Source organism: Acidithiobacillus thiooxidans ATCC 19377, from assembly GCF_009662475.1.
In the GTDB taxonomy this organism is placed as follows: Bacteria; Pseudomonadota; Gammaproteobacteria; order Acidithiobacillales; family Acidithiobacillaceae; genus Acidithiobacillus; species Acidithiobacillus thiooxidans.
The window spans coordinates 945,900-958,392 of the sequence record NZ_CP045571.1 but is presented as its reverse complement, the minus strand read 5'-3'; the positions used below and the strand labels follow the sequence as shown (position 1 = coordinate 958,392).

Here is a 12,493-nt window from a genome sequence, read left to right as displayed (position 1 = left end):
CAAACACTATTTATGGCGCAGTTGATTGCTCAATCACCATACCGTCAAAAGCCGGTACGATATCTGCCGGGAGCTCCGCAGCGAACTGTGCATAATCAATATCATGGGTCATATGGGTGAAAATGGTTTGCTCAGCAGCAATGCGACGGGTCCAATACAAAGCTTCCTCGACATTGAGGTGCGTCGGATGAGCTTCGTAGCGCAGACAATCCAGAATCAGCAGTTTCAAATTCTTGAGCAGAGCCAGGCTTTCATCAGGAATCGATTTAAGATCGGTCAGATAGGCTACATCTCCGAAACGGAAGCCCAGGATGCACAATTTACCGTGCATGATAGGAATGGGCATCACCTTGAGATTGCCGAAAGTCTTTTCAGTATGGAAACGTTCCATGGATAAAGACGGTTTTGCCCAGGCCGCGTCGGGTGGCAAAAAACAGTAGCGAAAACGACTTTCCAGCTCGCTGGCCGTACGTTCGTCCGCATAACAGGGGATGACGATTTTCTGGGCAAAATTAAAGGCGCGCAGGTCGTCAATGCCGTTAATGTGATCTGCATGAAAATGGGTATAGAGCACGGCAGTCAGGCGTTGGACATGGGCATCCAGCATTTGCTGGCGCAGATCCGGCCCCGTATCCACCAACAACACCGTATCCTCATGTTCTACCAGAATACTGGCACGACGACGACGGTTGTGGGGGTCCGTACTTCGACATACCGGACAGTCGCAAGCAATCACCGGGGTGCCCGCACTGGACCCTGTTCCCAGAAAAGTGATTTTCATGCGGCCACCGTCCGGGTAAAAAGATGATGAAAGTTATCAGTTGTCTGTTGTGCCAGATCTGCAAACGACTCCGCCCTCAACTCAGCCAAAAATTGGGCGACATGACGAACATAAGCCGGTTCATTGCGTTTACCGCGCAGAGGCGTTGGTGCCAGGTAAGGCGAATCTGTCTCTACCAGCAGACGATCTGCTGGCAATTTCCGGGCAACAGCCTGTAAGTCCAGCGACTTTTTGAAGGTCACTATACCGGAAAGGGAAATATAAAATCCCATATCCAGAACAGCACGGGCAAATTCCCAGTTTTCCGTAAAACAGTGGATGACCCCCCCGGAAGCGCGGGCATCTTCGCTCCGCAGTAAACCCAGAGTATCTGCTGCGGCTTCACGGGTATGGACAATAACAGGCTTACCCGTCGCCTTGGAGGCGGCAATGTGCCGGGCAAAGCGCTCCTGCTGCCAGCGCAAATCTCCCTCACTGCGAAAATAGTCCAACCCGGTCTCACCCACAGCCACAACTTTTTCCGCAGATAAAGCGGCAAGCAGGTTATCCATACTCGGCGTTTCGGCTTCCGGCTCATTGGGGTGCACCCCGGCAGCGGCCCATATACCCGTATTTTCAGCCGCCAGAACCTGTACGCGCGGCCAATGTTTTTGCACAACGGCGGCGATCAGGATTTCCTGCACCCCGGCAGCCTGGGCACGTTCGAGAATGGCTGAGCGATCTTCTGCAAAATCTTCAAAATCGAGATGGCAATGGGAGTCTATCAGCATTATTGCACCTATTTAAGAGGGTTCTCAGTGTTTTCTGACCGGGTCAGTCTAACAAAGTCGAGTCTGCATTTCCCGTTATAGTAGCAACGGCAGAGAGCCTGAAGGCTTTGCCGCGACTTTGTCCCGCGCCGTTGTTGGGCTTAAACATTAGCCGCCGTTTTCAGACACTGACGCTGACGGCTGGCTTCAAAAAGACAAATGCCCGTAGCAACGGACACATTGAGACTTTCAATGGCTCCGGCCATGGGGATATGCGCCAGATAATCACAGTGTTCACGCGTCAGGCGGCGCAAGCCCTTTTGTTCTCCACCCATGACCATTACCAGCGGCATGTTCAAATCCAGCTCATAAATATTTTGCGGCGCGTCTCCGGACATACCGACCAGCCAGAAACCCGCTTCCTGCAGGGAAGCCAGAGTCCGGGACAAATTGGTTACCGTGCAGACCGGCAGTCGTGAAGCCGAGCCAGCCGCAGCCTTGCGGACGGTAGCATTTACCGGGCAGGCATTGTCCTTGGGGAGAATGACCGCACTGACTCCAGCAGCCTCAGCGCTGCGCAGGCAGGCACCGAGATTGTGGGGATCCAGCACACCATCCAGCACCAGCAGAAAACCCTGACCATTCAGATCAGCGAGAATATCTGTAAAATCCGGCTCCGGATGCTGTAAAAGCACACCGGCAATACCCTGATGCTTATCCGTATTGAATTTGCGGGCCAGAGCAGCATGGCGCAACTCATGAATGGATAAATTCAGAGCCCGGGCCTTTTCCAGAAGAGGTACGATTCTCTCATCTGTGTGCCGCTCCGTAGCTACCCAGATTTCCTCTAACTCACCGGCATCCAGAGCAGCATGCACCGCATGAATCCCATAAAGTTGTTCCTTAGGCAAAAGTCACTCCGTCTTTATTCCCGACAAAATATCCGGCCGACGTTCAGAGGGAGGAATAGTTGCGAGCCCGATACGCGCAAAAGCCGCCGACTCGGTTTCTGCCGGCAACACATCCCAACCCGGTAAATCCCGACAACAAGTTACCCAGTCGGCGGGACCGGAATGGGCAATTTGCGCAAAACCCCAGGCGGTTTTTTCGACCTGATAAAACTTGACTGGAATGCCTTCGCTACTGATGGCCTCCCGACGTCCGGGTTCATAAGAGACGAAAAGCGCACACGAACCCAGAAGCAGATCCCAGCTTTCGGGCAGCAAAACGCCCTCCCTGAGAAACTCCAACCTGGGTACGGGCCAGACGTTGCGGCGCAGAGGACCCGTTCGCTCCAGACGCCAGCCTGAAGCCTTGGCCCAGCTGAGCACCTCGGCTTCAAATGCCAACCAGTCGTCACGTCCGCAAACTGGCACGCGCTACTCAGAAACTGTCGAAAATGTCATCGACAATATTGTCTGCCACCGCGAATCCGGCACCCAGCCCCAATCCGGTCATGACATTTCCCAAAAAGCCGCTACCCATGCCCGGCTGTCCCTGCACGGGCGCATTCCATGGTCGTTGCTGCATATTGGGGTTCATACCCTGCTGGTTCATGCCCTGCATTTGCATTTCCATCTGCTGAATACGCTGAGCCATCTGCTGCATCATCATGCCGACATTCTGCTGTTGTTGCTGAAGACTCATGGCCAGGCTCCGCAGTTCCATGTTGATTTCCCGGGCGGTGATGTTATCCGGAGCCAGGCTGTTCACCCGCCCGGCAACCTGCTGCAGAGCCTGCAGATTATTCTGGGTTTGTTGCTGCAATTGGTTGTACTGTTGATCCAGCATTGTGTAGTCCATGATACGCTCCTGCTTCACGAGAAAACCTGATCATTAGATGGTCAAAATGAGTATATGTTCCTGCCGCATGTATTGCCGACACAAGCGAAAATTCATTCCTGGAGTCTTATGCGGCGCTCCCAGGCTCGCCACACACCGCGCGCCAGCAGCACCAGAATAGGGCCGATAATCAACCCGATCAAGCCAAAGGCTTCGGCTCCACCGAGGATACTGAAAAATACCAGAAAAAAAGGCGCCTGCGTCTGAGACCCGGTCAGTAACGGTCGAACAACCAGATCAGCCACCGTGATCACGAAAAACCCCCAACCCAGCACGGCCAGTCCGGCTATCCAATGGCCGGTAAAAGCCAGCCAGATGGTGGCAGCACCCACTACGGCAGTGGCCCCAAACGGTAAAGGTGAAATGAGCGCAGTAGCCACCAGCCACAGGGGCCAAAGTGCCAAACCCGCCAGAGCATAGGCAATACCGATAAACATGCCTTCAATGACTCCAACCCCAATCAGGCCAATCAATACGGAACGTGCCGCATCCCGGCAGGCCGCCAAAAAACGGTCACCCCGATCCCGTCCCCAAAGCTGGGTGGTTCCCAGTCGCAGGGCTTCGGTAATCCGCTCACCATGCAAGGCCAGCGCGAATACCGTCAGGGCTGCGAAAAAGGTGTGCAGGGTAAATATCCAGAGTTGACTGAGAGAATCCGTAATAATGCTGGCATGAGCACTGATAAATGAAGACAAATAGGCTCCATTCAGAGTACTCAGATGATAGCGCAGCCAATGCCCGATATAGGGAATCTGCATCACTTCAGGGGGAACCATCACCAGTGAATCCCCGGACTGCCAGCGGGCAATCAGCAAGGCCACCTTGGGCAAAATGGTATCCACAATAATGACCGAAGGAATAATAATGATGGCCACCCAGGCGATGGCATGCAGCAATGATCCCAACCAGCGCGGCAAATGGAAAGCCCGCTCCAGACGCAGTTGCCAGGGCCAACCCACCGTGGTCAATACCGCCCCCATCAACAAAGGTCCGGCAAATGGACTCAGGGTATAGGCAGCTCCGGCATAAATCAGCAGCAGCAAGCCCAGGCCCCAAAGCGCGTAGCGAGAATTTTCCTGTTCTTTAGGCACCGGCTTCCTCGGGGCAGCTACTGCGAATAGTCGATCAGTGGAAGTGAATACCCGCTCTGGCCCAGACCGGCTCTACCCCGTCAGGCAGCGGGAGCAATTGCCCAATAGCCGCATGACCGACATCCGGTCCATGAAAATCAGACCCCAGGGAACCCAGCATGTTAAGCTCCTTGGCAAGACGTCCCAAATGCTCGCGATCACCGGCAGCCTGACTGCCGGAACACACTTCGAGACCTGCACCACCGGCCTCACGGAATGCCGTCAGCAAATGGCGCAAGCGGGTAGCACTGAGCTTGTAACGACCGGGATGAGCAACAATGGCAGAACCGCCCGCACTGTTGATCCACTGCACGGCTTCAGTCATGGGAATCCAGTCGCTCGGGACATAGGCCTTGCATCCACGTCCCAGATATTTGCCAAAAGCTTCGCTGGCATCCGCACAATGTCCCTGTCGAACCAGCCAGCGACAAAAATGACTCCGACCTACCATGCGACTACCCGCCATGGCCCGAGCACCCTCTTCCGCGCCGGGAATTCCGACTTGGTCCAGCAAGCGACTGATTTCAGCCGCGCGCCAATCACGAAAGGCCATGATCCGGGCCAGCCCTTCCTGCAAAACCCTATTTTCGGGATCCACAAAAAGGCCCACGATATGAATTCCCTGGGTTTCCCACTCACTGGAAACCTCTACTCCGGGAATCAGTTGAATGCCCAGTTCGGCCGCCTTGAGGCCGGCTTCCACCAATCCGGCGGTGTTGTCATGATCCGTCAAAGCCATAACCTGAACGCCGGAATCATGAACCCTCTGAACCAGATCATGGGGTGTCATGGTGCCATCCGATGCCAGCGAATGCATGTGCAAATCAATGGGTGAAAACATTTTGCTCTGTTGCATAAAAACCATTCCCGAAGTTGGCGGACACCTTCTGCTGCAGCATCCAGACTAATCCGTGCTAGCATAACACGCAGAACTTCTTTGGGCATATCAGGAGGAAACCTTGGCTCTTATTCTCGACATCTCCGCAGCGCAAAAACGCTTTGAGCAATACACCCAACCGGTTCTGGCAGCCTTTGCCAGCAGCGGAATAGCCACTGGAGAACAAATCACCCCCCCCATGATTGTCGATGCCCTGAAACAACTATTCACGGTGTTAAGTAATGACGTATCGGGATGGGACCCCAGCCTGCCCGAGGACGAACCGGAGCGCATTGCCGACCTGAGTATCGGGCTGCTCATGGATCTGTCCACCTGGGCGGACCGACTGGGTGAAAAGCAAGCCAAAATTGCTCTAGAAATGATTACGGTCAGTATTGCCGCCTGGATTTGTGCGCAACATGGAGCCATTCACACCCTGGAGCCGGTCGTCAATGGCCTGGCGGTGCTGGCTAACAGCCACAATGAAACAGAAGAGCTCAAAACTTTGGCCCAGCTCATGGGAGAAGTGGTAACCGCCGCATCGGCCGATTATGCCGCAGACCTGGATAGCGCCGACCCGCAACGGCCCTGGCGTATTTTACTGCTGAACTGGGGTATTACCGCGACTCGCGCCCAGGATACGGCAGAAATGCGCAAGGCTTTCGCAGCGCTCATCCATCACTTACCTGCCGATGCGAACACTTTTTTTCAGGAAGGCCTGCAACAGGTCACTCGGGGAGACTATCCCGAAGCCGTGAAAACCGTCATGGCCGAAGCTGCGCAAAATGCTGGACACAGCTTGCATTGATCATAAAAAAGCCCGGAGCAATCGTGCAGCCGGGTTTTTAAGAAATCCTGAAAACGGCGGGTGGTAGCCGGGAGGCTTTGCCGCGACTTTGGCCCGCGCCGTCGTTGTTCTTGGCGAAAGCCTGCGCCCGTCAGGAGAGCTATTTGAGCCCAAAGGGCGAGTTCTCTCCTGACAGCAGGATGAGCCTTAGAAAAACAGGCAAGGGACGTTGGAGCAAAAAGCCTCCCGGCTACTACCCGCCGTTTTCAAATCAGATACAGTTTTAGAGATCCTTACCGTGCTTGGCCAGGAAATCTGCCACGCCTTCACCGGTGGGAGTCATGCCCGCCTTGCCTTTTTCCCACTGGGCCGGACAGACTTCGCCGTGCTCTTCGGAGAACTGCAGGGCATCCACCATACGGATCATTTCATCAATATTACGTCCCAGTGGCAAATCATTGACCACTTCATGACGCACAACACCCTGACGGTCAATCAGGAACGAGCCGCGCAGTGCCACTTCATCATTGAGCAGCACGTCATAATTGCGGGCAATGCTCTTGGATAAATCGGCTACCATGGGCAACTGAATCTGACCGATACCACCCTTTTCTTCGGGCGTATTCTTCCAGGCCAGATGGGTAAAATGAGAGTCCACACTACAGGCAATCACTTCGGTGTTACGGCTTTTGAATTCATGCAGACGATGATTGAAAGCGAGAATTTCCGAAGGGCAGACAAAGGTAAAGTCCAGGGGGTAAAAGAAGAGAACCGCATACTTACCTTTGATGTGCTGAGAAAACTGGAATTTCTCATTGATGCTGTTGTCGGGCATGACTGCTGGGGCCACAAAGTCGGGGGCGTTTTTACCTACCAATACTGCCATGGGATTCTCCTCTTTGATCGATGATGGGATAAAGTCCAGATTTGAACTATAGCGAATTACGGTCAGGCTTGCCATCCGGGGCATCAAAACGCCCCTATATAGACAGTGGGCAGGCGCGCAGCCTTGGGCTAGAATAGGCCCCCAGTTCGCCGGGTCAGCCCGGCCACCCTTAAACCGAAAAGCCAAGGAGCCCGGCCCCCATGACCTACGTGGTGACTGAATCTTGTATCAAATGTAAATACACGGACTGTGTGGATGTGTGTCCGGTAGACTGTTTTCGTGAAGGTCCCAATTTTCTGGTGATTGACCCTGACGAATGTATTGACTGCACACTTTGTGAGCCAGAATGTCCGGCCGGAGCCATTTTCCGCGACGATGACCTGCCCGAAGGCCAGGAAGAATATGAAGAAATCAATGCACGTCTCGCCAAGGTCTGGCCGGCCATTATTCAGAAAAAACCGGCGCCGGAAGATGCCGATGCCTGGCTGGAAGTGAAAGACAAACGAGGCCTGCTCGAAGAGTGAGCGCGGATAGCGCTTCTGCTGCACTGCGTTCGCAAAGCTTTCACCGTCTTCTCGGTCTGGTGCGCCCCCACCGGGGACGTGTCGCCGTAGCCATGTTCTTTATGGTGATATCTGGTGCGGCCATGGGTGCCATGGCTTACATCATCAAACCCGTGCTGGATCGGATATTCATTGATCACCAGGTCAGCATGCTGGTCTGGCTGCCCTTAGGGGTCATCCTGATCTACGCGGTCAAGGGTATTGCCGATTATCTCCAGGCCATCAATCTGGCCCGGGTGGAGGAAGAGGTTTTACGCGGTCTGCGGGAAAACCTCTTCGGCCACACCCTGCGTCTTCCCCTGGAAGTCCTCATTGATCACAGTCATGGCAGCACCCTGTCACGGATGAGTCTGGATCTGACCCTGCTCCAGCAGGGTCTCTCGGTGCTGGCGCGCTTTTTTCTTTCCAGCTTCCAGATTGTCGCCCTGCTTTTCGTGGTGTTTTACATGAGCTGGAAGCTGGCGCTCATCAGTCTCATAACTCTGCCCATCGCCTTTTATCCCCTGATTCGCTTTGGTCAGAAACTGCGCCAGAGAGGCAACTCCCAGCAGGAACAGATGGGTGAAATCATGGATCAATTTTCGCAGAGCCTGCGCGGTGTGGAAGTCATTAAAAGCCAGGGGGGTGAGCCTTTCGAGGCCAGACGCTTTGGTCAGCAGGCCCGGCACTATTTCGAATTGATGATGCAAATCGCCCGGATTCAGAAAGCCACCGTGCCGGTCATGGAAATGATCGCCGCTTTGGGGATTGCCGCCATCATCTACCTGGGCGGCAGTCAGGTCGTCAATGGCAACATGAGCACCGGCGCCTTTTTCAGTTTTTTTACGGCCTTGGGTCTGATTTACGAACCTCTGCGGCAACTCTCTTCCGCCAACAATCAGTTACAGCAAGGGTTGTCAGCCGCAGACCGGCTTTTTGCCTGGCTGGATCAACCTTCGGAACAGACTGTCAGCACCACTGAACCACGTCCCTGGGGGACCTGGCAATGTCACGACCTACGCCTGCAACTGGGCCAGGAATCCATCCTTCAGGGACTGGATATTTGCATTCCACCGCTCAGCACCACCGCCTTTGTGGGCCCCAGTGGCAGCGGCAAAACCAGCCTGATACGGGTGATTCTGGGCCTGCTACCGGCCAGCAGTGGCCGCATTACAGTGGCGGGAATGGATAAAAACCAGATCCCTGCGGGAGACTATCGGAGTTATTTCAGCTTTGTAGCGCAAGAGCCGGTTTTGTTCAGTGGCAGCGCCCTCAGCAATATTGCTTACGGTGAGGACACTCCCGATCCTCATCGCGCCGAAATTGCTGCCCGGCAGGCGCATGCCTGGGATTTTCTGGCCCTGAGTGGCGGACTGGACAGTCCCATCCAGGGGAATGGCGCGAATTTTTCCGGAGGTCAGCGGCAGCGTCTGGCCATTGCCCGCGCACTGTATCTGGATCGCCCCGTGCTGGTACTGGATGAGGCGACCAGCAATCTCGACAGCGAAAGCGAAGAACGCATTGCCGAAACCCTCGCAGAACTGCACGGCAAAAAAACCATTCTCATTGTCGCCCATCGACCCCGCACCACCCGTATGGCTGATCAGGTCATTCGGCTGGAACGGGGGAAAGTGATTTCCTAGGTTAATCCGTCTGGAATCTGTGGTGAAGGGTGCATACTTTCTGCGACTTTTGGCCTGAGCCGTTGTTGTTCTTGGCGAAATCCAGCGCCCGTCAGGAGAGCTGTTTGAGCCCAAAGGGCGAGTTCTCTCCTGACAGCAGGATGAGCCTTAGAACAACAGGCAAGGGACAAGGGAGCAGAAAGTATGCACCCTTCACCACAGATTTCTGCTTCGCTCGTTCAATCACATCCCGTACTGCTGTTATGACGCATTTGCACAATAATGGCCTGCAGCTTGGCATCCCCATCCGCATCAGGATGTGGTCCATAGCGCTGCAGGGAATAGTGCTGCAACAACTGATTACGGAGCGTCGAATCAAACGGTAATGTCCCACAAAAAACGCTTTCCTGGCCAGGACGAGCATCTTTCAAACCGAGACCATGCAGTGCTTCTATGGCCCGGTGGCGCCAGTAATCATGGGCATTTGTATTTCGCGTTGCCTGTCTACGCCGATACCAGACCCATAGCAGGACCAGGCCAAGCAGCGCGAAAATTCCCACTATCACGCGCCAGGCAGGTTGCTGCGCACTAAATCCGGACCAATGTCGTGGAGAATGCAGGATTTTCTGACTGGAAGTCTGGCTGCTTTGGAAAAAATGCAAAAACTGCAACCCGGCAGAAGTCCAGAGTGATCGTTGTTTGGCCGGGGTCAAATCAATGACGGTGTTAATCCATTCCCACTGCAGCCAGTCCCATACCCGCTGTGCTGCCGGAACTTCATCGGCGGCAAAGGCCCCGCTATTCCCGTTACTATTTAGTCCAGTTGCCGCAGCCGCTGGCGTGGCATCCAGGCGTACCCAGCCTTTTCCGGCAATCCAGGCCTGTACCCAGGCGTGGGCCATACTCTGGCGCACCAGCCAGTAATGACCGACAGGATTATATTCGCCACCATGATAACCGGTAACCACACGTGCAGGGACACCATCCAGACGCAATAAAAGCGCGAGGCCTCCCGCATAATATTCACAAAAGCCGGTATGAGAATGCAGCAGAAAATCCGCCATCGTCTGCCCGTGCGGATAAGCGGCTGGCGCCTTCAGGCTATAATGAAAGGATGGCCCCCGAAACCAATGCATTAAATGTTCAATAGTTTGATTAGGAGTATGACCTGCCAGACTTTTTGCCAAAGTCACAATAGCCGATGGCGTAGTTGCCGGCACCTGCAGAGCGGCTTGATGCACGCCAGATCTGAGGCTTAGAACACGGCTGGCACCTGACCAGACCACGTAGCGCAGTGGCAGAGAGGGAGGCTTCTGCAACTGCATGACGCCATCCCATAGTTCGTGATGCGCCAAAGGAATTTGCCAGCGCCGTGGGGATGACAAGGCGAAAAGATAAGAGCTATCTCCAGGGCTGATTACAATTTCCTGACGGGTGAGCGGCCCCGCTGGTAACTGGTCCGGATTGTCTGATTGCACATCTCTTGTAGAGAGTTTTTCAGCAGGTGGATCGGGCTCCCAGGTGGTCCCTTGGTCATGCCACAAAATCGCGCCCACCCAATATAATTGCTCAGGATTTTCCGGCCTGGGAGTGATCTGGGCACGAAAGGCCACTGCCGGATCCTCGGCCAGACGACTGATCTGATCTGGTGCCAAATCGGGACTGAATCCGGAACGCGCACTCCCCTGGGGCGGAGCCCAGGCCCAGAGCGGTGTCGGCGTACGCGGTAGGAGCAGAAAAAACAGCCCGGTCATGGGTAGTAAAAACACCATGAAAGCCAGACTGAATACCAGCATATAACGAAAATCACGGCCCTGCAGGGCGACACTACCCCTTGCGCTGGCCGCATCGGCCAAGGGCTGCCAAAGTAAACCCAACAGCGCCAGATAAAGGGTAATCAGCAGATAAATACCCAGTAGGACATCGACACGCAACCAGGCCGCCAGCCCCATACCCAGCAGCACCAGCGCTGCTACCTGATAAAAATCCCGCTGGGAACGCATTTCCAGGGCTTTCACAGCCAACAGTACCAATACCGACTGGCTGGCTATGGCCAACCAGTTACCCCAGCCGGAAAGTACAAAAGCCAACAGTAGAAACAACAAACCTCCAACCAGACGCAGACGACCGGAAAACCAAAGCGGGTGTTGTTTCCAGGAGCCATACAATCCCAGGCCTGTAGCGCTCAACCACAGCACAATGGCCCAGATGGCCACCTCGTGGCCCAGCGCGAGCAGAACCAGCAAGCCCATCAGTGCAGCCAGCAAGGGCCCGACGTTCTGCGCAGAAACCAATGAGGTGGCTTTCCTCATTGCCAGAATCGCCAGTGCCTGAGCCAGCCGCCTCGCTCCTCCGTGGCAGCGCTTGAAGGAGGCAGGGGTAGATGCTGGGCCAGCATGCGCAAGGCATCTTCTCGTTGGGCGGAGCCTTGACCACTTTTACTGCCCGCTGGCATGAGCAACTGCCATGACCAACCCAGATTCCAGGCTTTATCCAGTGCTGCCCGAAAAATTCGCAGGCGTTGCTCCGGTGGAAATGCCAGCCAAAAAGGGGATTCCCAATCCAGCAATACCTGTTCTTGTCCGGTTTTTTCCTGCTCTCGGCCGGGAAAATGCATGATCCCGGGAAGATTTCTGGACCAGTCTATGCGTCGCCAGATGATCTGATGCAAACTCTCTCCTGAACGCCAGTTACGGATCCAGAGAAAATCCCCCTGCCCGCCGGCTCGGTCTGAAGACGGGAGCTGTTCGCCCGAATTTTGAGTCATAGCCATGTCTTCTCCACCCGCAGGTGCAACCCAGGGCAGGTCTGCATCGGAAATGTTGACCTGCAGGCCCCGCCACACAAAAGAAAAAGGGAAGGCGGAACCCATCTGCAACAAGGGCAACGGCGGCTGGCCGCGTCGATCCGGACACCAGCGCAGTGCGACCAGTGCTTCCTGACGACCCCCTATGCGGGTTACGGTCTGCCGGGATGCACCCAGTCGCAGTTCCAGCAACCATAATGGCCAGGGTCGACCATTACGCACGCGCAGCAATACATCTCCGCTCTGTTCCGCTGTCAGAATCTGCTGCGGTTGCAGGACCACATCCACGCGCCAGATATTGGCCATAGCCACAAAACCCGACAGCACCATGAGGGACAACATCATCGAAACCAGCAGAAACAAAACATTATTGCCGGTATTGACGGCCGCAAAGCCCAGCGCCAGCGTCAAGCCGACAAACACTTTGCCTGGGCGGGAAAGACGCACCTCCCGGCGTTTACGCTTCATGAC

At 54.9% G+C, this 12,493-nt stretch carries 13 protein-coding genes; 3 read left to right on the top strand and 10 right to left on the bottom strand.

What is annotated here, in order from left to right; all coding sequences use genetic code 11:
- Window positions 1–10: 10 nt before the first annotated feature.
- From GCD22_RS04965 to GCD22_RS04935, 7 genes are all read right to left on the bottom strand, one after another.
- A complete protein-coding gene (locus GCD22_RS04965) occupies window positions 11–781 on the bottom strand; it encodes an MBL fold metallo-hydrolase (RefSeq protein WP_024893907.1) in 771 nt (256 codons plus the stop codon).
- Window positions 778–1,551 carry a TatD family hydrolase gene (locus GCD22_RS04960; protein ID WP_031572333.1) on the bottom strand — a complete coding sequence of 258 codons (774 nt, stop codon included), beginning with the start codon at window positions 1,549–1,551 and terminating at the stop codon, window positions 778–780. The genes GCD22_RS04965 and GCD22_RS04960 overlap by 4 nt, the downstream gene beginning before the upstream one ends.
- Before the next feature lie 140 nt (window positions 1,552–1,691).
- Window positions 1,692–2,441 (bottom strand): 23S rRNA (guanosine(2251)-2'-O)-methyltransferase RlmB, encoded by a 750-nt coding sequence (gene rlmB / locus GCD22_RS04955; RefSeq protein WP_031572334.1) that lies wholly within the window; start codon window positions 2,439–2,441, stop codon window positions 1,692–1,694.
- 3 nt (window positions 2,442–2,444) lie between these two features.
- Entirely contained in the window at window positions 2,445–2,906 is a 462-nt protein-coding gene (locus GCD22_RS04950) for a hypothetical protein (RefSeq protein ID WP_237747449.1), read from the bottom strand.
- Between the two features lie 7 nt (window positions 2,907–2,913).
- Window positions 2,914–3,333 (bottom strand): hypothetical protein, encoded by a 420-nt coding sequence (locus GCD22_RS04945; protein WP_031572335.1) that lies wholly within the window; start codon window positions 3,331–3,333, stop codon window positions 2,914–2,916.
- Between the two features lie 92 nt (window positions 3,334–3,425).
- Entirely contained in the window at window positions 3,426–4,463 is a 1,038-nt protein-coding gene (locus tag GCD22_RS04940) for an AI-2E family transporter (RefSeq protein WP_010640204.1), read from the bottom strand.
- 34 nt (window positions 4,464–4,497) lie between these two features.
- On the bottom strand, window positions 4,498–5,358 hold the full coding sequence (locus GCD22_RS04935; protein WP_024893911.1) for a PHP domain-containing protein: 861 nt from the start codon (window positions 5,356–5,358) through the stop codon (window positions 4,498–4,500).
- 103 nt (window positions 5,359–5,461) lie between these two features.
- Between GCD22_RS04935 and GCD22_RS04930 the strand changes: the two genes are divergently transcribed.
- Window positions 5,462–6,187: a hypothetical protein gene (locus tag GCD22_RS04930; RefSeq protein WP_024893912.1), complete on the top strand. Its 726-nt coding sequence runs from the start codon at window positions 5,462–5,464 to the stop codon at window positions 6,185–6,187.
- Between the two features lie 262 nt (window positions 6,188–6,449).
- Here GCD22_RS04930 and GCD22_RS04925 read toward each other — a convergent pair whose 3' ends face one another.
- Window positions 6,450–7,052, bottom strand: coding sequence for a peroxiredoxin (locus GCD22_RS04925; protein WP_010639765.1), 603 nt, complete (start codon window positions 7,050–7,052; stop codon window positions 6,450–6,452).
- Window positions 7,053–7,252: 200 nt separating this feature from the next.
- Here GCD22_RS04925 and fdxA point away from each other — a divergent pair, with 200 nt between their 5' ends.
- Both fdxA and GCD22_RS04915 read left to right on the top strand, forming a co-directional pair.
- Window positions 7,253–7,576, top strand: a complete 324-nt coding sequence (gene fdxA / locus GCD22_RS04920; protein ID WP_010639763.1) for a ferredoxin FdxA — start codon at window positions 7,253–7,255, stop codon at window positions 7,574–7,576.
- Window positions 7,573–9,237, top strand: a complete 1,665-nt coding sequence (locus GCD22_RS04915; RefSeq protein ID WP_031572336.1) for an ABC transporter ATP-binding protein — start codon at window positions 7,573–7,575, stop codon at window positions 9,235–9,237. Before fdxA ends, GCD22_RS04915 begins: the two co-directional genes overlap by 4 nt.
- Window positions 9,238–9,455: 218 nt before the next feature.
- Here the strand turns inward: GCD22_RS04915 and GCD22_RS04910 are convergent, their stop codons facing one another.
- On the bottom strand, window positions 9,456–11,510 hold the full coding sequence (locus tag GCD22_RS04910; RefSeq protein ID WP_244947579.1) for a transglutaminase TgpA family protein: 2,055 nt from the start codon (window positions 11,508–11,510) through the stop codon (window positions 9,456–9,458).
- A gap of 14 nt (window positions 11,511–11,524) precedes the next feature.
- Window positions 11,525–12,490 carry a hypothetical protein gene (locus GCD22_RS04905; protein ID WP_031572338.1) on the bottom strand — a complete coding sequence of 322 codons (966 nt, stop codon included), beginning with the start codon at window positions 12,488–12,490 and terminating at the stop codon, window positions 11,525–11,527.
- Between the last annotated feature and the right edge of the window lie 3 nt (window positions 12,491–12,493).

Coding starts and splice junctions, on each gene's coding strand:
- GCD22_RS04925 (WP_010639765.1), bottom strand. CDS start 7,052: ATGGCAGTATTGGTAGGTAAAAACGCCCCCGACTTTGTGGCCCCAGCA.
- fdxA (WP_010639763.1), top strand. CDS start 7,253: ATGACCTACGTGGTGACTGAATCTTGTATCAAATGTAAATACACGGAC.
- GCD22_RS04935 (WP_024893911.1), bottom strand. CDS start 5,358: ATGCAACAGAGCAAAATGTTTTCACCCATTGATTTGCACATGCATTCG.
- GCD22_RS04945 (WP_031572335.1), bottom strand. CDS start 3,333: ATGGACTACACAATGCTGGATCAACAGTACAACCAATTGCAGCAACAA.
- GCD22_RS04960 (WP_031572333.1), bottom strand. CDS start 1,551: ATGCTGATAGACTCCCATTGCCATCTCGATTTTGAAGATTTTGCAGAA.
- GCD22_RS04965 (WP_024893907.1), bottom strand. CDS start 781: ATGAAAATCACTTTTCTGGGAACAGGGTCCAGTGCGGGCACCCCGGTG.
- GCD22_RS04905 (WP_031572338.1), bottom strand. CDS start 12,490: ATGAAGCGTAAACGCCGGGAGGTGCGTCTTTCCCGCCCAGGCAAAGTG.